The sequence below is a fragment of the Raoultibacter timonensis genome, assembly GCF_900240215.1.
GTDB lineage: Bacteria > Actinomycetota > Coriobacteriia > Coriobacteriales > Eggerthellaceae > Raoultibacter > Raoultibacter timonensis.
In genome coordinates, this window is sequence record NZ_LT964679.1 from 2,821,198 (window position 1) to 2,842,177 (window position 20,980).

Annotated in this window: 19 protein-coding genes, 1 tRNA gene and 2 pseudogenes; 5 read left to right on the forward strand and 17 right to left on the reverse strand. The window is 58.9% G+C overall.

Annotation, left to right across the window (positions count from 1 at the left end; genetic code table 11):
* Nucleotides 1-10: 10 nt before the first annotated feature.
* The 10 genes and pseudogenes from C1722_RS12000 to C1722_RS12040 all read right to left on the reverse strand — a co-directional run bounded on the left by C1722_RS12000 (nt 11) and on the right by C1722_RS12040 (nt 5,732).
* Nucleotides 11-199, reverse strand: a complete 189-nt coding sequence (locus C1722_RS12000; protein ID WP_102375904.1) for a 4Fe-4S binding protein — start codon at nt 197-199, stop codon at nt 11-13.
* Nucleotides 200-415: 216 nt separating this feature from the next.
* Nucleotides 416-664, reverse strand: a complete 249-nt coding sequence (locus C1722_RS12005) for an ATP-binding cassette domain-containing protein (protein ID WP_102379443.1) — start codon at nt 662-664, stop codon at nt 416-418.
* A 12-nt stretch (nt 665-676) separates the two neighbouring features.
* Nucleotides 677-724 (reverse strand): annotated as a pseudogene (locus tag C1722_RS17890) (hypothetical protein); the annotation flags it as partial.
* A 106-nt stretch (nt 725-830) separates the two neighbouring features.
* A pseudogene (locus tag C1722_RS12010) lies at nt 831-1,373 on the reverse strand (ATP-binding cassette domain-containing protein); the annotation flags it as partial.
* 2 nt (nt 1,374-1,375) lie between these two features.
* Nucleotides 1,376-2,344 (reverse strand): glycine betaine ABC transporter substrate-binding protein, encoded by a 969-nt coding sequence (locus C1722_RS17465; protein WP_102379445.1) that lies wholly within the window; start codon nt 2,342-2,344, stop codon nt 1,376-1,378.
* Nucleotides 2,331-2,993 (reverse strand): ABC transporter permease, encoded by a 663-nt coding sequence (locus C1722_RS17470; RefSeq protein WP_102379446.1) that lies wholly within the window; start codon nt 2,991-2,993, stop codon nt 2,331-2,333. The genes C1722_RS17465 and C1722_RS17470 overlap by 14 nt, the downstream gene beginning before the upstream one ends.
* A gap of 1 nt (nt 2,994) precedes the next feature.
* Nucleotides 2,995-3,606 (reverse strand): 4Fe-4S binding protein, encoded by a 612-nt coding sequence (locus C1722_RS12025; RefSeq protein WP_102379447.1) that lies wholly within the window; start codon nt 3,604-3,606, stop codon nt 2,995-2,997.
* Between the two features lie 358 nt (nt 3,607-3,964).
* Nucleotides 3,965-5,014, reverse strand: coding sequence for a hydrogenase expression/formation protein HypE (hypE, locus tag C1722_RS12030; protein ID WP_102379448.1), 1,050 nt, complete (start codon nt 5,012-5,014; stop codon nt 3,965-3,967).
* Nucleotides 5,015-5,052: 38 nt separating this feature from the next.
* Nucleotides 5,053-5,475 (reverse strand): nickel-responsive transcriptional regulator NikR, encoded by a 423-nt coding sequence (gene nikR, locus C1722_RS12035; RefSeq protein WP_102375911.1) that lies wholly within the window; start codon nt 5,473-5,475, stop codon nt 5,053-5,055.
* A 2-nt stretch (nt 5,476-5,477) separates the two neighbouring features.
* Entirely contained in the window at nt 5,478-5,732 is a 255-nt protein-coding gene (locus tag C1722_RS12040; protein WP_102379449.1) for a dynein gamma chain protein, read from the reverse strand.
* Nucleotides 5,733-5,857: 125 nt separating this feature from the next.
* Here C1722_RS12040 and C1722_RS12045 point away from each other — a divergent pair, with 125 nt between their 5' ends.
* Nucleotides 5,858-6,340 (forward strand): hypothetical protein, encoded by a 483-nt coding sequence (locus tag C1722_RS12045; RefSeq protein WP_102379450.1) that lies wholly within the window; start codon nt 5,858-5,860, stop codon nt 6,338-6,340.
* 106 nt (nt 6,341-6,446) lie between these two features.
* On the opposite strand, the gene C1722_RS12050 is transcribed toward C1722_RS12045, so the two are convergent.
* From C1722_RS12050 to C1722_RS12060, 3 genes are all read right to left on the reverse strand, one after another.
* Nucleotides 6,447-7,862, reverse strand: a complete 1,416-nt coding sequence (locus C1722_RS12050) for a phosphohexomutase domain-containing protein (protein WP_102379451.1) — start codon at nt 7,860-7,862, stop codon at nt 6,447-6,449.
* 862 nt (nt 7,863-8,724) lie between these two features.
* Complete coding sequence (locus C1722_RS12055; protein ID WP_180995189.1) at nt 8,725-9,432, reverse strand: TorD/DmsD family molecular chaperone; 708 nt, start codon at nt 9,430-9,432, stop codon at nt 8,725-8,727.
* A gap of 30 nt (nt 9,433-9,462) precedes the next feature.
* Nucleotides 9,463-10,923, reverse strand: coding sequence for a helix-turn-helix transcriptional regulator (locus C1722_RS12060; RefSeq protein WP_180995190.1), 1,461 nt, complete (start codon nt 10,921-10,923; stop codon nt 9,463-9,465).
* Between the two features lie 310 nt (nt 10,924-11,233).
* On the opposite strand from C1722_RS12060, the gene C1722_RS12065 reads away from it, so the two are divergent.
* From C1722_RS12065 to galE, 3 genes are all read left to right on the forward strand, one after another.
* On the forward strand, nt 11,234-12,055 hold the full coding sequence (locus C1722_RS12065) for a 4Fe-4S dicluster domain-containing protein (RefSeq protein ID WP_146040668.1): 822 nt from the start codon (nt 11,234-11,236) through the stop codon (nt 12,053-12,055).
* 12 nt (nt 12,056-12,067) lie between these two features.
* Nucleotides 12,068-14,344: a molybdopterin-containing oxidoreductase family protein gene (locus tag C1722_RS12070; RefSeq protein WP_102379658.1), complete on the forward strand. Its 2,277-nt coding sequence runs from the start codon at nt 12,068-12,070 to the stop codon at nt 14,342-14,344.
* A 230-nt stretch (nt 14,345-14,574) separates the two neighbouring features.
* Complete coding sequence (gene galE / locus C1722_RS12075) at nt 14,575-15,702, forward strand: UDP-glucose 4-epimerase GalE (protein WP_102379454.1); 1,128 nt, start codon at nt 14,575-14,577, stop codon at nt 15,700-15,702.
* Between the two features lie 99 nt (nt 15,703-15,801).
* Here galE and C1722_RS12080 read toward each other — a convergent pair whose 3' ends face one another.
* From C1722_RS12080 to C1722_RS12095, 4 genes are all read right to left on the reverse strand, one after another.
* Entirely contained in the window at nt 15,802-17,193 is a 1,392-nt protein-coding gene (locus C1722_RS12080) for an LCP family protein (RefSeq protein WP_102379455.1), read from the reverse strand.
* A gap of 368 nt (nt 17,194-17,561) precedes the next feature.
* Complete coding sequence (locus C1722_RS12085) at nt 17,562-18,212, reverse strand: HAD family hydrolase (RefSeq protein WP_102379456.1); 651 nt, start codon at nt 18,210-18,212, stop codon at nt 17,562-17,564.
* Nucleotides 18,213-18,395: 183 nt separating this feature from the next.
* Nucleotides 18,396-18,469, reverse strand: a tRNA-Gly gene (locus C1722_RS12090).
* Nucleotides 18,470-18,738: 269 nt separating this feature from the next.
* Nucleotides 18,739-19,950 carry an Ltp family lipoprotein gene (locus C1722_RS12095; protein WP_102379457.1) on the reverse strand — a complete coding sequence of 404 codons (1,212 nt, stop codon included), beginning with the start codon at nt 19,948-19,950 and terminating at the stop codon, nt 18,739-18,741.
* A 226-nt stretch (nt 19,951-20,176) separates the two neighbouring features.
* Here C1722_RS12095 and C1722_RS12100 point away from each other — a divergent pair, with 226 nt between their 5' ends.
* Complete coding sequence (locus C1722_RS12100) at nt 20,177-20,971, forward strand: MerR family transcriptional regulator (protein ID WP_102379458.1); 795 nt, start codon at nt 20,177-20,179, stop codon at nt 20,969-20,971.
* The last annotated feature ends 9 nt before the right edge of the window (nt 20,972-20,980 follow it).

Below are 20,980 nucleotides of genomic sequence, written 5' to 3' on the forward strand. Positions count from 1 at the left end.
TCATTGACAGCTAGTCTTCGATAACCTCGGGGATCGCGCCCATGGGGCATTCCTCGACGCAATCGCCGCACGCGATGCAAGCATCCTCGTTGACGACCTCGACGACACCGCCGACTACTTCAAGAACCTCTTGCGGGCACGCATCAACGCAAATCCCGCAGCCGACGCACTCATCGGCTTCAATAACCGGATGGGACATAATATTCTCCTTCTCGTCTGAAAGGTTTCTTATTGGAGGTACCCTCGCCTTCCAAAATCTTTCTGCCCGCAAGATACCATTCCCCGCGGTTATTGCAAGGCAAAATGCAGATTTTTCAGGTTTCGGCTGATATTGCGGACAAACGACATGGTTTTGCGACGTGTCGATTTCGGGTATAGATTGCATGCTCCCAGATCGCAATTACGCCCAAAGCGCTCACCCGCCGATGAGCTCCTCGACGAACGCATCGGCGGGATAGGATACGAGCTCGTCGGGCGTGCCGAGCTGCGCGATGCGACCCCCCTCCATGACGAGCACGCGATCGCCGAGCTTGAGCGCCTCGCGGATATCGGGGGTCACGAGAAGGATCGTCAAGCCCAATCGGCGCTGCAAGTTTAAAAGCTCGTCTTGCAGCGAACGGCGCGTGATCTCGTCAACAGCTCCGAACGGCTCGTCCATGAGCATGATGAGCGGCTTAGCCGCAAGCGCACGAGCGATACCGACGCGCTGGCGCTGCCCNGATATCGTGGGTCACGAGAAGGATCGTCAAGCCCAATCGGCGCTGCAAGTTTAAAAGCTCGTCTTGCAGCGAACGGCGCGTGATCTCGTCAACAGCTCCGAACGGCTCGTCCATGAGCATGATGAGCGGCTTAGCCGCAAGCGCACGAGCGATACCGACGCGCTGGCGCTGCCCTCCCGAAAGCTCGTTAGGGTAGCGCGGTGCGATCGCGGGTTCGAGACCCACCGTGGTAAGCAGGCGCGCAACCTCATCGCGTTCCTGCTCTTTCGACCACGCACGGGTAAGGCGGGGAACGTACGCAACATTTCTACCCACCGTCATGTTCGGGAACAGGCCGACGCTTTGGATCACGTAGCCAATCGAGCGTCTGAGTTCGACGCGATTGGATTCCTTCACCTCTTCGCCGTTGACGAGCACCCGACCGCTGTCGGGGTACTCGAGCGCATTCACCATTTTGAGCAGCGTCGTCTTGCCGCAGCCCGACCGCCCGACGATGGTGAGGAACTCGCCGCGCCGCACGGCGAGATCGATGCCGTGCAAAACCGCCGTATCCCCAAACGATTTGGTTACGCGGTCGAACTCGATGATCGCATCGCCGTCATCGGGTTCGACCGCCCTGCTCGCCGTACTATGTTCGTTCGCATCGCCTCTCATGGTTAGCCCTTGAGGAGGCCTTTCGATACGAGGAAGCCGCGCGCAACCGTCGCTTCGTCTTGGCCTTCGACTTCGACCTTGTAGTTGAGCTCGGCCATTTCCTTATCGCTCAGAATGCCGTCCATCTTCATGAGGGCCTCTTCGAGCCCTGGATGGCTGTCGAGCGCGTCCTGACGCACGACCGTCGAGCAGAAGTAGTTCACCTGCAGATGCTTGTCGTCCTCAAGCGTCGTCACACCGCCTGCAGCCAGCTGGGCATCGGTGGTGAACCCGTTCGTCACATCGATATCGCCGTTGCGCAGCGCTTGGTACTTGAGCCCGATATCGATGTCCATGACCTGTTTGAACGTGAGGCCGTAGGTTTCGGTGAGCACGGGGAAGCCGTCCTCGCGCTCGATGTAGTCGGGATTGCCGCCGAAGACGAGTTCGGGGGCTACCGCTGCGAGGTCGCTCGTGGTTTTGAGGTTGTGCTGCTGGGCTACCTCGTCGCGCACGGCAACGGTGAACGTGTTGTTGAAGCCGTACATGCCGACCCACGTCATGCCGAAGTTGGCCTGGTACTCCTCCTTGAGCTTTTCGAGCATCTCCGCGTCGTCTACACCCTCGGCCTCGTGATCGAGCACCAGCACCCAACCGCTCGACGTGTACTCGGGGTACAGATCGAAATCGCCGCGTTCCATGGCGGGCTGGATGTTGTTCGTGCCGCCGCCGATGCCCTTGGTCACATTGGCTTCGTAACCGGCATCCTCGACGAGCGCCTTGAGCATTTCGCCCAGGATGTACTGCTCGGTCATGGGCTTGGTGGCGATCTCGATCGGATCGCTCGAAGCGGAATCAGCGCCTCCCTCGCCGTTGCCGCCCGAAGCGCACGCGGTGAGCGCGAAGAGCGCGATGCCGAGGATCGCCGCAAGAGCGAATGCAAGCGGAAGCCGCCTGCCTGTAGGCAAGCTCTTCGTTCTAGTGTTTCTCATGGGTAGTCAATCTCCTCTTCTTTTTGTAGCGTTTTTCTACCATCCCCAAAAGCAAATCGGCCACCAGTGCAAGCAGCGCGATCATGAGCGCGCCCGCAAACGTGAGCGGAGGATTGTACAGCGTGATGCCGCGGAAGATGGCGACGCCCAAGCCGCCGGCACCGATGAATGCGGCGATGCCCGCAACCGAGATGGTCATGACGACCATGGAACGAAGACCTGCAAGGATCACGCTCGTAGCCATGGGCAATCGCACGTGAACGAGCGTTTGAAGGCGCGTCGAGCCCATGCCGCGCGCAGCCTCGATGATATCGGGGTCGATGTCGGTAAGGCCCACGTAGGTGTTGCGCACCATGGGCATGAGCGCGTAGATGATGAGTGCAACGATGGCGTTGGTACCGCCTATACCGAGCAGGGGGATGAGCAGGCCCAGAAGCGCGATCGACGGAATGGTGTACACCACGTTGCAGATGCCGATGATAAACGGAGCGAAACGGCGATGCTCGGCAACGAGTATGCCGAGCAGGAGCCCGAGCGTGCCCGCGATCGCGATGGCGATGGCCGAAAGCGCGATATGCTCGACGAGCAGGCCGGCGAACCAATCGGCTCGGTCGACGAACAGTGCGGCTACCTCCTGCAGAAACTCCATATCAGGGATGCAGCCTTTGTACGGCGTCGGCGGGACACGTTTCGAAGCAGGCGCCGCATTGCAGGCAGTGCTCCCATTCGATGCGATAGGGCGATCCCTCTTCAATGCACTGCTGCGGGCACGTCTCGATGCACGAGCCGCACTCGATGCACTCGTCGGTTATGAGGAAGCCGGGGCGCTCTTCCGCCACTCCCCCGTATGAGAACGTCTCGCGACTGATGGGATAATGCAACAGGTCGAACCATTCCCCCTGGCCTTCGTACACATGGAAGGCATCGAGAATGTAGCGGGTCTTACCCGGATACACCTCGCGGATGCCGGGATTCTCGTCGAATATCTTGTCGACCCACTCCTTGCCGACGATGCGGCACTTGCCGAGGAACTTGAGGCTCTGGCACTCGGGGCACATCGCCGAGATGGCCACCTCGCCGGTTTCGACCATCTGCTTGTAGAACGGCTTGCCCTTGCTCGCCACCAAATACATGCCGGAATCGTCGGCCCAGAGCACATTGATGATCCGCGTGCGGGGATGCCCGTCCTCGTCGACCGTCGCCGCCGATGCGATTTTCACCGACCGGAACAGGTCGACGTACTTTTTCGCCTTTGCGTCCATTGCATCCTTCCTTTGGCATCAGTATACCCAGTCGCGCATCGATTACCGGTGAAAAAATGTATCCCGTTGCCTACATTACCAGGCAGACGGCAACGGCAACCGAATCCGCTGCGCTCAGTAAGCAGTATGAAACGCCGACCCGCTGAAGTAAATCAGGTACTTGCTTGTGCCTTGGTATCTAAACGGTGCCTATGCGCCGCCGCATCAAAAAGGCGCAGCCCGAAGGCAGCGCCTGTAGCTCTTGTATGACGGATGCCGAACAGCATCCCAGCCCACATCCGACCGTTGTAGCGCTGCATGTCCAACCTCACGCGCTCGACGCGCGGAACAGCACCCCGCCTACCGAGTGCTCTGCATGCTAGCAGATGCGCGGAAGCTGCTCCCCCACCAACATGTCGAGGATGCGCGTACTGCCGAATGCCGTGCGCAAAAACACCTTCGGTCCGCGGTCGGGTTGCATCGCAGCAACGTCGCCGACGATAGCCGCATCCCGTCCGTACTCGTTCGCCCTCATAGCAGCGAGCGCCGCATCGGCCTGATCGGCTGGCACCACGCACACCATCTTGCCCTCATTGGCTACCTGGAACACGTCGTAACCGAGCATCTCGCACGCACCGAGCACGGCGGACTTGACCGGCACGGCTTCCTCGTCGACCGTGATATCGGTACCCGATTGGGCGGCGAGCTCGTTCAGCGTCGAGGCGAGACCGCCGCGCGTCGGATCGCGGAAGCATCGCGTGTTCGGTGCCGCTTCGAGCACTTCGGCGATGAGGTGGTTCAACGGTGCTGCATCCGACTCGATATCGGCAGCGAAGGAGAGCGATTCGCGGCAGCTCATGATGGTGATGCCGTGATCGCCCATCGTACCCGTCACAAGCACCTTGTCGCCCGGCGCGCACTTCTCGCCGCCGAGGTCGCATCCCGCGTAAGCGTAGCCCACGCCGCTCGTGTTGATGTAGATGCCGTCGCCGTGGCCGCGGTTCACCACTTTCGTATCGCCGGTGACGATTTCGACGCCCGCCTCGCGGGCGGCCTCGGCCATCGACGCGCAGATGCGGCGCAGATCGTCCATCGGGAATCCCTCTTCGAGGATGAATCCGCAGCTGAGGTACTTCGGCTCGGCACCCGCCGTAGCCACGTCGTTCACCGTGCCGCACACGGCTAGCCGCCCGATATCGCCACCCGGAAAGAAGTGGGGATCGACGACGAAGCTATCAGTGGAAAACGAAAGCGAGCCGCTGTACCCGAGCGATCCCGTCGAAGCGACGGAGCCGGGCGAGGGCAGCACCGCCGCGTCGTTGCCGCGCAGCAGATTCGCACCCGCATACGCCTCGAAGAACACCTCGTCGATGATGCGCTTCATCATCGTGCCGCCGCTGCCGTGGCCGAGCAATACCGTATCGTCCATAGTCCTGTGCTTTCTACTTTACTGTATCGGTTCCGACGCTAGATGAACTGACCGGTCGTCGTCAAAACAAGACGGCCGTTCTTCACGCCTTTGGTTCCGAGGATCATGTTCGCAACATCCTGCACGAGCCCCGTCTCGCCGCGCAGCACAATCGCCTCGAGGCAGTTGTGCTGATCGAGGTGCACGTGCGTCGAGCAGATGATCATGTCGAAAAACTCGTGCTGGATCGCGTGAAGCTTCTCCTGCAGATCGCTCGCATGGTGGTTGAATACGATCGTGAGCGTACCCACCACTTCGGCTCCCGGCGTGGCGCATTCGTCTTCGACGAGCGCATCGCGCACGAGATCGCGTACCACCTCGCTGCGGTTCTTAGCCAAACCGCGGCGTGCAACGAGATGGTCGAACCGTACGAGCAGATCTTCGGGCATCGCGACCGAGAACCGCATGAGGTCGTTGCTCATGGCTACACCAAGTTGACGGTTACGCCGCTCGCACTGCTCACATCCTTGTCAAGCGCATCCTGGGCATCGGTCAGAAGCGCGCGGGCTTCGTCGAGCAGCCCCTGGATTTCCTTCAGGGTTTCAGCGGTCTTCGCGTATTCTGCATCAGCAGCGCTATGGTAAAGCTTATGGGTCCAGCGGCGGTTGAGCGCCACCTGATCGTCCATCTGCTCGAGCATCATCTTGAACTGGGAAACGTTAACTCCGTTGGTGCACATGGCGCCTTCCCTTCTACTTGGGTGATGCGGATAAGCCGATCGGCATCGGCGCTCTTCGGTATCCGCCCGTTTCTTGCTATTATGCTTATTTATACGGCGATTGTCCGATGACTTCAAGGAGCGGTGTGAAAAAATCCGCAAACAGTAACATGTATGAGGTTTCGCTTACCGAAGCGTGGGACCGCTACGGTGCAAGGCTCAATGGCGCTTTCGAGTGCCCTGCGCTCGTAGTAAGCTCGACCATCTTGCCCGATCAGGCGAAAAACGCCTTGTCGAGCTCCATTGAGGCCCTCGGGTACGGCAAGGCCGCCTGCACGTTTTTCGTCATCGGCGCCATCGCTGAACCCGCTGCGGCAGATTCCCTAACCGACGCCGATCTGTTCTCGGTCATCGAGGGACTCGATCCGCTCGTGCTGATCATCGCTGACGAAGAGGCGGCGAGCGCCTGCTCGCGAGCCTACCGAAACGACGTTGTCGTGCCCGATAAAGGCAGGCTGCTCGGCCGCGACGTTGTCGGCTTCAAGAATTTTGCCGCCATGCTCGAAACACCCCAAGACAAGCAACGAGCCTGGGGGTTGCTGAAGCGCCTGCCCAGGCTCGAATCGTAACCATCGTTTCATTTCGGGCGAACCGCCCGCACGGGTCCGCCAATCGCACGCACCCGTTCGACAGTCGCACATCGACCGGCACGTTGTCGCCGAGCGCTCGCGCAGCCTACGCGCCGACGATCTTCGCCGCTTCGTCGAGCAGCTCGTCAACCTCTTCGGTCGTGGCGGCCTCAGCGTATACGCGAACGAGCGGCTCGGTGCCCGACGGACGCATCATCACCCATGCATCGCCTTCGAGCAAGAATTTCACGCCGTCTCGCCGATCGACGTCGACAACCCGCTTGCCGCAGATTTCCTCCGCTTCGTATACGGGCATGATCTCGGTGCGGAACCGGTCCATCTGCTCTTCGGATAGGGCGAGCCCGCGCCGCGCGAACTCAAGACGGCCGATCTTCTCGAACATGTCTTCGACGAGCGCACCGAGGCTCATGTTGCGCTGAGCCATCGTCTCGGCGAGCAGAAGCGCCATGAGCAGGCCGTCACGCTCCATGACATGCGACGGAATGCCGATTCCGCCCGACTCCTCGCCACCGATCATGACGCCGCCTTTTTCCATCTCGGCGTAGATCCACTTGAAGCCAACCGGCGTGCTCACGAGATCGAGTCCGAGCCGCTTGCACTGACGCGCCAGCATGGCCGAAGCAGTGATGGTGGAAACGACTTTCCCCGATTCGCCCTTGTCCTCGGCGAGATGGGACACCAGAAGCGCGATGATGCGATGGGGGTTGACGAAGTTGCCGCGCTCGTCCACCGCACCGATGCGATCAGCATCGCCGTCGTTGATAAAGCAGGCGTCGAATCCCAGCTCGGTCACCTTGGCAATGCCGCGATCGATCCAAGGCGGGATGGGTTCGGGATGCAGACCGTCGAACGTCGGATCGTCGGCGTTGTTGATTTCCACCACTTCGACACCGAGATCCTCGAGCAAGCCGGCTAGATGCTTGCGGCCGGCTCCGTACAGCGGATCGACGACCACGCGAAGTCCCGCCGCCCTGATGGCATCCTGGTCGACACGGCTTTTGAGTGCCTCGATGTAGGGGGCAACGAGATCGACTTCCGTATAGGAGCCGCGCGCCTCGGTCGGCTCGTCGGAAAGCAGTGCCTCGACGCGATCGGTGAATTCCTTCGAGGACGCTCCACCGTCGGACATGCGCAGCTTCACGCCGAGGTACTCTGCAGGATTGTGGCTGCTCGTCAACATAATGCCGCCGATAGCGCTCTCGTCCTGATTAACCGACCAGCACAACGTGGGCGTCGGGCAGTAGTCGGCAGTGAGCTTTACGAAGAACCCGTGAGACGCCGCCACTTCGGCAGCAAGACGAGCATACGCATGTGCGTCCTGCCGGCAGTCATGCCCGATGATAATGGTTCCCGGCTCTTCGGCCGAGCGGCCCGCAGCAAGCGCTTCCTGCTTGAACGCGGTCGCTGCAGCGTCGATGACGCGCACGAGGTTTTCGTCAGTAAAATCTTCGCCGATGATGGCTCTCCACCCATCGGTTCCGAAATGTATTGCATCTGCCATGCAGGCCTCCAAACATGAGCTGTACCACGACGCCGTGACGATCCTGAATCGTACGGCATTCGGTTGGGCTGAAACACCTCGAATATTATAGCCATCCGACGGGCGCATGCCCAAAAAGCACCGAGCTTTCATGGCTTGCCCGAACAAGCGTAAAAAAGCAAAGCGGAGGCCTTGAGCGCGGCGGTTTAAAGGGCGGGAGCCGGAACTTGCTGCGCACCGCTCTACGGCTTTAGTGGATTTCCACGCAATCCCCGCTCAATCGCCAAACCAAAATCGCCGCACATCCGATTGAGACTTCGCAGCGCAGATAGCCGCCAGAAGCTATGCGAGAGCTATGCGAGCGCATTTCGATTTCGGTTTGACCGTGCAAAAGCGAGGTTCCGCATATCTGCATGAGATTTACGATTGTGAACGCAGGAATGTAAGATACGATATTTTTGACCAGGGGCTCTCGTGCGGTCGCACAAAAAAATCAGCCGAAATCGACCTCCAAAGGGTTCACAATCGTAAATCTCATGCACTTCGAACAGCTTTTGCCGTTAAACCGCTATGGACATGAGACCCCTCGGGATCCGGGGTCCGAGTCGTCGGGGCAGCCGCCACACGCCGCGAGGATCAAAGCCGCAACCGTCCCAGGATAAAGAAAGGAGCCCCGAGGAAGGGCTCCTTTTTTGGACGAAGTGGAACCGTCAGGGGGATGACGGTTCCTGCAAGACGAGTAGAAAGGAAGGATACCGGTCTACTGGAGCAGAGTATATCGTGCTATTTATTCTGTGTCAAGAATAATCTTGCAAAAGGACTATTCACTATGAAATTTTGCAGGGATACCGAAAGCGCCGATCCCGAACGGTGCGGTACCGCTCTATGCAAAAAAGGCTGCGAGCAGCTGTGCAGCCGAGCGGTAGAACGGCTGACGCGTCTCCTCGATGACCTTCTCGGCAAAGCGCGGCATCCACACGCTGGCATGATCGGATAAAAACGCCTCGTAGGCGGCCGCTGGAGAACCGCCGGGGAAATCCTCGTCCGCACGTCCGTCGCCTTCGCGAGCAACGGCTCCCGAAGCCTCCAGGGCGAGATACTGCAGAAGCTCCCATTCCGTTGCCACGTGATCGAGCGGCTCGTTCGTCCCCTCGGGACGACCCAGCCCGCACGCGCGGCAGAACCGCTCGACTTCCATCGACCTGGGATTCACGAATAAAAGCGGCTGGACGCCGTCATCAAGCGCGGCCCACACGCCCTCGTACGGGCTCACGATCGGCTCGGCAGCACCAACGAACAAGCGCGTCGCCTCGGCACGCAGCGCGTGCAGCAGTTCGTCTGCATCAGTCGAACTGCTCTCGGAACCCGCTTCTTCCGACGGGCCGCCCGGTAATCCGCTTGCGAAGTCTTCGGGCAACGCTATGGCGAGCGCACCTGCCAGCTCGCGCGCGGCATCGACCCATTCGCCCGAAGCAAGGGCCTCGACGGTCTCCTGATCGGGGTACCTCAGCGAGAAGGCCAGCAATTCGCACATCGTCGCGCGCGCTTGCCACGTGTCGACGTCGATCGTCTCCGTATCGTTTTCTCTCATCTTCGTTCCTTCCTGTACGAATCTATCCGGCTATGCCGCAGGGCGGCCAAGCTGTACCGTTCTCCCCTCGAGTACATCGAGCAGCTGCTGCTTATCGTGCACATCGAGCTTTTTGTAGATATGGGTCAAGTGCGTGTTCACCGTACCCTGCGATATATCGAGTTCTTCGCAGATGCGCGGCGTAGAACGCCCTTTCGCCACGAGGATCATTATCTCGGTTTCCTTCGCAGAAAGCCGGTACGCCTTCGCCACCTCTTCGCACCGGCGCCTGAACGGACGAACGCCGTCGCCCCGATCCGACGCCTCGGCGGTCAGCTCCACGATGGAGCGCTCGTTGAAGAGAAACAGGTACGCGAACAGCAGCGCACAGACCGACAAAAGGGCGATCAGGCTCAGCAGCCGCGGCGTCAACTCAACGAACGAGGTGAGAATGCCGCCCAAAAACGTTCCCGCCAAGTTGCCAGCCACCATGAGCCCCCAGCCGAAACCAAACACCACAACCGCCGACAGGCGGTACCGGCTCGCCGTACGGGCGAGTACCACCCATACGAGCAGTGAAAGCGTACTGTATCCGGTAAGAGCAAGCACGTTTGCCAAAAACGTACCGCGATCGATGATGGGAAGTAGCAAAAATATGAACGCCGTCACGAACAGCACCACCTTGTAGGCGAACGCAAAATCGGGCTTCCTGTCGGATAACGCCGTAATGCTGATAACGGCAGCCGAAAGCAGTGCGGCCGCAAGGAAAACCCACGGATACAGATCCACATCGACAACGGGGTTCACTTCCAAAAACAAGGCGCGCATGAGGCTTTCGGCGAAACCGAGGATCCCCACCGAAAGGAGCGCCTTGACCAAGAACCCGCTCTTGTTGAGCTGCACCGATCCCAAAAGCCTGTTTCCCTTTCCCCACACGTCGAGCTTCGTGAAAAGGATCAGAGCCGAAGCAAGCAGCAAAAGCATCGTCAGCACCACGCCCACCGCACGCGGCAGCATGACGACCACGGGAAAAATGGCCGCAGCGAGAAGAAACGAACTCATGGCTTCGACCGCCGTCTTCGTCTCATCAACATGGGTGTACGCCTCGCCCCAAGCAAGATAGAGAAACCCGAGACCCACACCTGTAACGGTGCAGATAATCGAGCACCACGGCTGCCTGAACCAATCCGCCTCAACGAGCGCCAAAAGCGCCGTTGCCGCAAGCATCGCGGCGGGAACGGCGATGCGAATCCATTTCTTTCCGACGATCAACCGCATGAACTGCTTGGAAAGCAAGGCGCTTACCACCATGAGAACGGCAAGTCCGAGCGACGACCATGTATCCGTGCTATTGAGATGCGAGATATCGTTGCGGACGGAATAGTGGACAACGGTGCTGAAGAACATTATGTACGTCCACGCCCGCATCAGAGCAAAACCGATCATGCGCATGTTCACCACATCCGCCAACGTAATGCTCCCGAGATAGTCCCCTATGCTTTCGCGCTGCACAACTTCTCTTCCCCTGGATGCGACGGCATAGCCGCGGCGCTGCCATTTCGTGCAGTATAGCATGACGGCCCTTGGATGGCTCGCATGTCGTAATTACGTTTTGCCAGATCAAAGGCACATCATAAGAAACATACGATGTAAATCGGCAAAAAAGGAGGAACCGTACGATACCGAAAACACGCTCGCCTTCCTATAGTCGGAGGTAGCGCAGATGCAGCGTTCGGCTCGGTGCAAGGGGTGCCGAAGCGCACCGAACGCAGCATCTCGAAGGTGAGGCGATAAGCGCCTCAAAGACGAGAGGAGGAAGATTGTGACTGCAAAGTATGGGATGGTCATAAATCTCGAGCGATGCATCGGATGCTATGCGTGCGTCGTAGCGTGCAAGCAGTGCTGGGGCACTCGCCCGGGTGTCAACTACAACATGATGAACTACGTGGAATGGGGAGAATACCCCGATGCGCATCAGCGCTACGTCTCCACCATGTGCAACCACTGCGACAACCCGCCCTGCGTTTCGGCATGCCCGAGCCAGGCAACTTACAAGACGGACGAGGGTCCCGTCATAGTGGATTTCGAGCTGTGCGAAGGATGCGGAGCGTGCGTCGACGCCTGCCCGTACGACCACCGGTTCCTCATTACCGAGGATATGACGACAAGCTACGAGGAAGTCGTCATGCCGTGCGAAGAGAAAAGCTCGAAACGCGTCAACGTCACCGAGAAGTGCACGTTCTGCTACGAGCGCCTGGCCGAAGGCCTGCAACCCATGTGCACCGTTCACTGTCCGGGCCAATGCCGCATCTTCGGCGACGTGAACGATCCCGAAAGCGACATCTCGAAGTACATCGCAGAGAAGAAGCCCACCCAGATCGCCGGCACGAGCTTGTACTACGTCGTACCCGAAAACATGGACCGATCCCTCGTTCCGCCCGATTTGGCCGATGCCGTTTCGGCTCAGATGTCCGCAAAGAACGAAAAGAAGAGCACGTCTGGCGATGCGGCAAAGAAAGCGCCCGAGGGCGTGCCCGCAGCCGCCGTCGCGGGAGTCGTCGGCGTTGCTGCGGTTGCAGCGGTTGGCGGCGGCGTCGCCTACAAGCGAAGCAAGAGAAAATCGTCGTTCGAGCAAAGCGAATAGGTGGTGTTTTCCATGCAACTATCCCGACGTAAGTTCCTTCAGATGCTCTCGATCGCCGGAGCGAGCACGATCGCCGCTTCAACGGGAGCGCTCTCCCTGCCGTCCCTCGCGTTCGGAGCCGAGGAAGGCAGCGAAGAATTCCGTTACAGCCATTGCGTCATGTGCAACCACGGTCCGCACTGCGGCGTGAAAGCGCTCGTCAAAGACAACAAGATCCTGCGCCTCGAAAAACGCGACGGATACAACAACAACCTGCTGTGCGCCAAGGGCCTCTCTTCGACCCAGGACCTCTACGATCCCGCGCGCGTGCTCTATCCGCTGCGCCGCGTGAACGCCAAAGGAAGCCCGGGCGAATGGGAGCGCATCACCTGGGACGAAGCGCTCGCCGAAATCGCCGAGAAGTTCAACGGCATCAAAGAGAAGCACGGTGCCGAAAAGGTGCTCTTCATGACGGGCGATCCGAAGGAGCCGCGCTCGGCTCTGCAGCGCCTTGCCTTCACCTTCGGCTCGCCCAACATGGGCACGGAAAGCTCAACGTGCTTCAAGGCTACCGAACTTGCCGTCAAACTCATCGTCGGACCCGAATGGCATACGGCCACTTCGCTCGCCACGGGCGCCGGTCCCACCCCCGGCAAAACCAAAGTTTGCATCATCTGGGGCAACAATCCCGGCTGGTCGGCACCTTTCAGCTACAACGGCTTGAAAACAGGTCAGGAAAGCGGCCAGGTGAAATACATCGTAGTCGATCCGCGTATCACGCCGACCGCGCAGAACTTCGCCGACATGCACCTGCAAATCCGCCCTGGAACCGATGGCGCACTCGCGCTGTGCTTTGCCAACTACCTCATCGAGCACGATGCCTACGATAAGGATTTCATCGAGAACTGGGCGCACGGCTTTGAAGAGTACAGGGAGTACTGCACCGAATTCACCCTGGAAAAGACGGCGGAAATCTGCGATATCCCCGTCGAGACGCTTCAGAAAGCCTGTGACATCCTCGTAACCGAAGGCTCGCCCATCGTTTGCAAGAGCGCGGCGGCCTTCCCCCACCACACCAACGGCATCAACAACTACCGAGCCATCATGCTGCTCATCCCGTTAACGGGCAGCCTCGACGTGCCCGGGGGCTTGAGCATCGAAAACGAGCCGATCAACTTCGACGAATGGTGGGGGACGTTCGAATTCGCGCGCTCCAAAGAGCTGTTGCCCGAACTCGATCACCTGCGCGTCGACCGTCAATACTTCCCCGTATGGGCCGACACCGACCAGCAGGGAAGCCTCCAGCTCAACAAGATCCCGGAGTACGTTGAAAACGGCGACATCAGAGCATGCCTCATGCTCGGCGGCAACGCCATGATGTGGCCTCAATCCCACGAGTACCAGGAGGCGTTCAAGAACATGGAGTTCGTCGTCGCCGGCGATTTCTACAACAACGCCTGGACGCACGACTACGTGGATATGCTGCTACCCGTTGCCATGAGCTTCGAGCGCGCCGCGCCGCTCACCATCTTCGGCCGCAAGGTGTTTTTGCGCGAGCCCATCGTCGAACCGGCGGGCGAGGCGCGCAGCGATTACCGCATCTGCTGCGACATCGGCACGGCGCTTGGCTTCGGCGACGTGTTCTGGAACGGCGGACCCGAATCCGACGAGAACTGCCTGCGCGAGATCCTTCGCACCATCGATGTCGAAAATCCTCCCACGCTTGAAGACCTGCGTGCAGCGCATCCCGACCCCATCGAGATTCCGCTCAAAGGCGAGGCCCAATCCAAGAAGTACGAACTCGGGCTGCTGCGCGACGACGGCCAACCCGGCTTCTCTTCGCCGAGCGGAAAGGTCGAGTTCGCTTCCGAGATACTGCGCGAGCACGGTTTCGATCCGCTGCCCGTCTTCAACGAACCGGTATACAGCCCCGTATCGACGCCCGACGTGGCGAAGGATTATCCGCTCGTCATGAACTCGGGATCGCGCGTACCGTACTACACGCACTCGAAAGAGCGCCATCTGCCCTGGCTCAACCAGTTCATGCCCGAGCCGGTTGTTCGCCTATCCAAAGCCGATGCCGAAGAGCGCGGCCTCGCCGACGGCGACATGGTGCGCATCACCTCGCCCGTCAACGACGAGGGCATCGTTGCCAAGCTCGAGATCACGAACATCGTACGTCCGAAAACCATCGATATGTTCCATGGGTGGCACCAGGCGAACGTCAACGAGATCATCAGCAGGGATTTCGACCCGATCAGCGGATTCCCGCCGTTCAAAGAGGGCCTTTGCCAGGTAGCCAAAGCGTAGCCGAACACGAAGCACCATCTCGGGTAAAGCGGGCGGATCGCAATGCGGTTCGCCCGCTTCTTTAAACCTCCTTTGCGGTACGACTCGCCCGATCGCCTCAAGACCCTGTTCCCTGTTACCAGTCGGTTTCCCCGCCGTGAACGTTTTTTGTCGTATTCCCGCATAAGCTCCCTTGCTGGTACTATGAAGCCAGTCTGAAAACTGCAGATTAGCTGCACGAAAGGATACCTATGGCAAACATGAGCTTGGCGAAGGAGCCCCGCGATATAACCGTCCTCGTTACCGGCGGCGCTGGCTTCATCGGCAGTCACACGTGCGTGGAGCTGCTCGAGCAAGGTTACAGCGTCGTCATCGTGGACGATCTGAGCAACTCGAGCGAAAAGGCCGTCGATCGCATCAAGTCCATTACGGGAGCCGACGATACGCGCATCTCGTTTTACGAGGCCGATATCCTCGACCGCGCCGCCCTTGAACGCATCTTCTCCGAAAACAACATCGCGGCGATCATCCACTTCGCGGGATTCAAGGCAGTAGGCGAAAGCGTGCAGAAACCGCTTGAATACTATTGGAACAACATTGCCGGAACGCTCGTGCTCTGCGAAGTCGCCCGCGAACACGGGTGCAAGAACTTCGTGTTCTCGTCGAGCGCCACCGTGTACGGCGACCCCGAATTCATCCCCATCACCGAAGACTGCCCGAAACACCAAGCCACCAACCCCTACGGGCAGACGAAGAGCATGCTCGAGCAGATTCTCACCGATCTCTATATCGGCGACAACGAATGGAACATCGTGCTCCTACGGTACTTCAATCCGATCGGCGCCCACGAGAGCGGCCTTATCGGCGAAGATCCGAAGGGCATCCCCAACAACCTTCTTCCCTATGTGGCCCAGGTTGCCACCGGCAAGCTCGAGCGCGTCGGCGTGTTCGGCGACGACTACCCCACCCCCGACGGTACGGGTGTGCGCGACTACATCCACGTGGTCGACCTTGCACGGGGCCACGCGAAAGCGCTCGAATGGATGGGCGGCAAGGTGGGTACCGGCAGGGCGATCGGACTCGGCAGCATCGAGGGCGAGCCCGATGCCGACGGAACGCGCCGCGGCATCGGCATCTTCAACCTCGGAACCGGCAAGGGCACCAGCGTGCTCGAAGTGATCCACGCATTCGAAAAGGCATGCGGCAAGCAGCTTCCCTACGAGATCAAGCCGCGCCGAGCGGGCGACATCGCCGAGAACTACGCAGCGTGCAAAAAGGCCGAAGACGAGTTGGGCTGGACGGCGCTGTACGATCTCGACCGCATGTGCGCGGACAGCTGGCGCTGGCAATCGAGCAATCCGAACGGCTACGCCGATTAGAGGTTTGCCGACCAAGAAAGAGAGAAAGCCTGCCGCATTCAAGCAGCAGGCTTTTTTATAGGTATGCTTCAGGGCGAACGGGTGTTTCTCGGTCACCGCTTATGCGGCTTCGGAGTACCCGCCCGCATCGCCCGAACCCGATCCTGTGCCACCGGATTGATCGCCTCCGCCGCCCGTACCGGTATCGCCGCCACCCGATCCAGAACCCGAGTTGTCGCTGCCACCCGAAGCTTCGTTACCGCCGCCCGAGCCCGAGTTATCGGTTCCGCCACCGGTATTGGTCTCCCCGTAGCCACCGGAGTTCGAGTAGTCGTTCGAGTAGTCGTTGTATGTATCGTTAGAATAATTGTTCGAGTAATCGTTGTAGTTGTTCGAATCATCGGAATAGGTGACGGATCCTCCCCCAAGACCCGACGGTATCATCGATTCCGTAAAGGTCGACGAGGGATCGATCGCGCTCGGATCTTCGCCCGCCTCTACAAGTTCCATCATTTGGGCGAGCGCCGTCGGATCGCAGACAACATACGAAGCCCCGTCGATCAGATAGGGCACTATGGCGGAAGGCGTCATCGACGAATACACGCTGAGGTTACCCAAATCTTTGAACTGCGTAGCAAGCGCAATGATGTCGGTCACGGACATATCGGTCGATACGCACTGCGCGGCCTTCTCGATGATACCCGGCAGATCGGTCACCGGCATCGAGAGCACCTTTTGGATGAGTGCTTCGATCAGCTCACGCTGATGGGACGTTCTCGTGAAGTCGCCGTCGACGAAGGCACGGCTGCGCGCGTAGACAAGAGCGGCCTGACCGTCGAGCGTTTGAACACCGGGCTCGATGATAACCGGACCCGCATCGGGATCGTTGATCCGCTCCTGCACGTCAATCTCAACGCCGCCGACCGCATCGACGAGCTGGATGAGCTCATCGAAATTCACTTCTGCGTAATGGGAGATGTCGACACCGAGCAGTTGGCTCGCTTCGCGGATAGTCGCCTCGGCTCCCCCGAAATTGTATGCGGCATTGAACTTGTTGCGCCCGTATCCGTCGATGTCGATCATCGTATCGCGCGGGATGGAAAGCATGGTTACCGTGCAGGTGGTCGGATCGACGCGCACGACGATATTGGTATCGGAGCGCTGACCCATCTCGTCGCTGTCGACACGGGCGTCGGAGCCGATCAGCATCATATAGAACGGTTCATTGAAGCTCTTCTTGGGGACCAGAACATCCTGGATGGCCATCTTCTCTTCTTCGGTTTTTTTCCCCGTAAGCGTTTTATTGAGATTGTCGATATAGAGCGCAGCAGCCGTACCTGCCCCGAGAATCAAAACGAGCAGCGAGCATACGACGCCGATGGCGATCTTCTTGCCTTTGCCCGACTTCTTAGCCGCGCGGGAATACTGGGGATTGTTGCGCGAATACTGACCCGATGCGGGAGCCTGCCTCGCATACGCGTTGTTTGCACCCTTGCCCTGCGTACCGGGCATATAAGCGGATCGGTATGCTTGATGGCTTGACGGATTGCTGGAATCCTGCTGCGCAAACGATTGCGCAGCGGCTTTCGAAGCTATGCGTCCCGACTGGGCAGCTCGAGCCGATCGAGCAGCGCGAACCGACGGCGGAGTATGCGAAGAACGCGGCGGGCGGTTCGACTGAGGATTTCGTGATGCCATGTACGAACTCTCCTATGGTATGCAATTCGACACCAAGCGAGCATGCCGATTCCGAGCTTACTATTCTACCATCGAACAGCGATTCCCATAAAATAGCCACGCGAAGGGAATGGCACGTACACAGTACACGGCCCGCGCAGTACGCATAAGAGCTTTTCGGGCGGGATTCTCGGGTTACCTATTTATGCAAAGTCAAGCAGCTCTGCGGGATGATGGACGATCGCATCGGCCCCCATCTCGCGTAACTCCCCTTCGGACCGATAGCCCCACGAAACGCCGATCGCGAACACCCCGGCGTTGTGCGCCGTCTTCATATCACCGCCCGAATCGCCAACGTAAGCCGTCGTTTCGGGATCAGCGTCGATTTGCTTGAGGGTAAACAGCAGCCCCGTCGGATCGGGCTTGCGCGGAATGCTGGCGCTTTCGCCGTGGGCGGCATCGAACACGTCTGGAAAGAATACGGGCATAAGCTCCTGCACGCCACCGTCGAACTTGTTGGATAAAACGGCGAGTTTCTTTCCCTGCTCCTTCAACGACGCAAGCACTTCGACCATACCGTCGTAGGGCTTGGTGAGCGTCGTGCCGTACTCGGGATACAGCTCGCACCATCGATCCATCGCCGCTTCCGCCTGCGCGGAATCGGTGCCTTCGGGAACGGCCTGGTACATCAGCGCCCGCACGCCGTTTCCCACATAGCTGAGGATCTCCTGCTCGGTCCGTTCGGGAAACCCCGCATCGCGCAACGCTCGATTCGTGAGCGCGACCAGATCGGGGAGCGTATCGAGCAGCGTTCCGTCGAGGTCGAAAACGAAGGTATCGCAATGGCAGTCCATGATGTGCTCCTATCGGTTGTGCATACGTCGCCAAGCCTCACAGCCGCCAACGAAAACCCGAGGCGGCGGGCGGTGCATCTGCAGTGTGGTTCGGCATCTATTCTACTACGAGCCGAATGACGGGGGGCAAACGGCCCGTATACAGAAAACGTCGGCCTCGATGGGCCGACGTCGAAGTGTTTCTGGAGCGGGCGACGGGAATCGAACCCGCGTTGTAAGCTTGGGAAGCTCAAGTTCTACCATTGAACCACGCCCGCATGGAAACGAATTATAGCGCAAGTTTACGAAACGCGGGGAAAGTGAGTAAAGTTTACGCTGAAACTTTGCGGTTCGCAGAGCACGTTGATTCGCACGCTGAGCCGAACGCTTCGTTTCCCCGACTCAACCGAGCATGTATGGCTGAGCCGGAAAACCTCTTCCTTAAGGCGCAATCGCAAAGCAACCGAATATGCGAGCTCCAAAGCCGCCGATGCGATGCGATTCCACCGCATCGGCGGTAACATGCGCGTTCGCCCGTTGCCGCGCTTTACAAACCGACGGAGTCGACGCCGTACGCAGCCTGGTCGTAGGTAAAGCCCTCGTATTGAAGCTGCTCAATAAGACCATCGCGCGAGAAGGACATAAAATCCAGGTACTCTTCCGCCTTCTTTGCGGCCTGCTCGTTCCAATCGGCACCGCAGTTGTCAACGCCGTACACGGCATCGTCGTAAGAGAACTTCTCGTACTCGAGCTGATCGATTAAGCCATCGTACGAGAACGCCATGAAGCTCAGGTAGTCTTTCGCTTTTTTCACCGCATTCGATTGACTCTTGGTCGGCAGGGCCTTCCATGTTGCATTTACCGTCAGGTCGCCGGTAACGTTCGTAAAATCAGCGTCCCAACCGGTAAAAGTGTATCCATCGAGCTTCGGGGCGGAAGGAGCCTTTGCCTCGCCCCCCTCTTTAACCGATACTTTCGCAAGCTCGTTTCCTTCACCGTCGGTGAACACGACGGTGCAGGCCGCGGCCCATTGCGCATTGAGCGTGGTGTCGCCGGTAATATGCGAGATCACGAATGTTCCGTCCTTGGACTCTTTCACTTGGATTTTGGAGCCATCAGCATCCGCTGTCCAACCCTCAAGCAAGTACCCGTCTTTAGCCACCTTTGCAGGCGCGTTGACGGTTGCACCTTTGCCCTCGTCGGTAACGGTCTTGGTTTCGATGGTGGTATCTCCATCCTTGAACGTAACCGCGTACTCGGCTGCTTGAGCGGGTTTTGACGCTTGAGTTGGGGAGGCCGCCGATGTTTTATCGACAGCGTCTTTCTTAGGAGCACCGAAAACCCCGGCAACAAGTATAACGAGCGCAAGAACCGCGATTCCTGCAATTATAAAAGGTCTTCTACTATGCTTTTTCTCAATAGGCGACCCAGGGGGAGGAGGGTATCCCTGCCCCACAGCCATGCTCGGCATCGGCTGCTCGGGCTGCGACGGAGCAGGAACCGAGTACAGCTGCCCCTCTTCGATTTCCGTTTCAGTATCTTGAACCGGCGGCACTTGATCCGTACTGGAAATACCGTTTCGACCTACGCCCGCGATATCAATAGTACTGTCCGGCGCGATGTCCGAGCGAGCGGAAGCATTGTCGGCGTCATCGCTTTCAGCATTTCTTGGCGAAGCCGACGACGGCACTGGCGTCCCGCACTCGAGGCAGAACTTAGCGTTTTCCGGTAGCGGTGTTCCACATGTTTCACAATTCATTTGTCTCCCCTCGTCAACTCCCTTTTCTACTACTATAGCACCTTAATCCTTATCACCGACCTACAGGCTTATAAATAGCTCGAGCATGATTTGAACGCCTGTGCAGCAGCAAGCGAACTCGAGCGGTCTTCTGCTTCTTTCAAAACTACCCGTTGACATTCCTGTAAGGGCATACCTCATACTGGGGTTCGAACGTTCGAACGAGCACTGGAAAGACGGCTAGCCTATGTTGACCATTGGAGAATTCTCCCGCACTTGTTTCGTAACCAAAAAGACCCTGCGACATTACGACGACATCGGACTCTTGCGTCCTGCGCATGTTGCCGAAAACGGGTACCGCTACTACACGGCCGAGCAGATAAGCACGATGCGCATGATTCTTCGACTCAAAACGTACGGGCTGTCGTTGCCCGAGATAGCGGCGCACTTGGCGAACCCCGACAGCGTTGCCCTCTCGGAGAAGCTGGCCGAGAAGCAACGCCTCATGAAGCGCGAGCTCGATACCGCGGAACGCGTGATTCGTCAGATGGACAGGGACATCGAAAAGCTAAAAAGGAGCATTGATATCATGGAACAGAACATCACCGTATCAACCGTCGAACGCGATCCGCAAACCGTGTTCGGCATTCGCAAGAACATCAGCGTGCAAAACTTCCAGGAGCTTTTCGGCGATCTGTACGCCGCTCTGGCGAAAAACGGCATCGCGGAGCTCGGCGGGCCGATGGCCTTCTATCACGATGAGGACTTCAACGCCGAGCACACCGACATCGAGGTTGCGGTTCCCGTGGCCAAGGGAACCGCCGGTTCACACGAAATCGCAGGCGGCCTCCACGCCTATTCGACGCTTGCCGGCCCTTACGACTCCGATGCGTTTACCGCCATTTACGCGGGAATCATGCAGTGGATCGAGGAGAACGGCTACCACGTTGCAAACTCCCCCTTCGACGTGTACGTAAAGGGCGGCCCCGAAGTCGACCCGCAGGATTACCTCACCGAGGTGTACTTCCCAATCGCCAAGTAGCTCTCAAAG

What these genes read in the sequence shown, in the direction of transcription:
- C1722_RS12000 (WP_102375904.1), bottom strand. Translation starts at nt 199, where the DNA reads ATGTCCCATCCGGTTATTGAAGCCGATGAGTGCGTCGGCTGCGGGATT.
- C1722_RS12005 (WP_102379443.1), bottom strand. Translation starts at nt 664, where the DNA reads ATGCTCATGGACGAGCCGTTCGGAGCTGTTGACGAGATCACGCGCCGT.
- C1722_RS17465 (WP_102379445.1), bottom strand. Translation starts at nt 2,344, where the DNA reads ATGAGAAACACTAGAACGAAGAGCTTGCCTACAGGCAGGCGGCTTCCG.
- C1722_RS17470 (WP_102379446.1), bottom strand. Translation starts at nt 2,993, where the DNA reads ATGGAGTTTCTGCAGGAGGTAGCCGCACTGTTCGTCGACCGAGCCGAT.
- C1722_RS12025 (WP_102379447.1), bottom strand. Translation starts at nt 3,606, where the DNA reads ATGGACGCAAAGGCGAAAAAGTACGTCGACCTGTTCCGGTCGGTGAAA.
- hypE (WP_102379448.1), bottom strand. Translation starts at nt 5,014, where the DNA reads ATGGACGATACGGTATTGCTCGGCCACGGCAGCGGCGGCACGATGATG.
- nikR (WP_102375911.1), bottom strand. Translation starts at nt 5,475, where the DNA reads ATGAGCAACGACCTCATGCGGTTCTCGGTCGCGATGCCCGAAGATCTG.
- C1722_RS12040 (WP_102379449.1), bottom strand. Translation starts at nt 5,732, where the DNA reads ATGTGCACCAACGGAGTTAACGTTTCCCAGTTCAAGATGATGCTCGAG.
- C1722_RS12050 (WP_102379451.1), bottom strand. Translation starts at nt 7,862, where the DNA reads ATGGCAGATGCAATACATTTCGGAACCGATGGGTGGAGAGCCATCATC.
- C1722_RS12055 (WP_180995189.1), bottom strand. Translation starts at nt 9,432, where the DNA reads ATGAGAGAAAACGATACGGAGACGATCGACGTCGACACGTGGCAAGCG.
- C1722_RS12070 (WP_102379658.1), top strand. Translation starts at nt 12,068, where the DNA reads ATGCAACTATCCCGACGTAAGTTCCTTCAGATGCTCTCGATCGCCGGA.
- galE (WP_102379454.1), top strand. Translation starts at nt 14,575, where the DNA reads ATGGCAAACATGAGCTTGGCGAAGGAGCCCCGCGATATAACCGTCCTC.
- C1722_RS12080 (WP_102379455.1), bottom strand. Translation starts at nt 17,193, where the DNA reads ATGCCCGGTACGCAGGGCAAGGGTGCAAACAACGCGTATGCGAGGCAG.
- C1722_RS12085 (WP_102379456.1), bottom strand. Translation starts at nt 18,212, where the DNA reads ATGGACTGCCATTGCGATACCTTCGTTTTCGACCTCGACGGAACGCTG.
- C1722_RS12095 (WP_102379457.1), bottom strand. Translation starts at nt 19,950, where the DNA reads ATGAATTGTGAAACATGTGGAACACCGCTACCGGAAAACGCTAAGTTC.
- C1722_RS12100 (WP_102379458.1), top strand. Translation starts at nt 20,177, where the DNA reads ATGTTGACCATTGGAGAATTCTCCCGCACTTGTTTCGTAACCAAAAAG.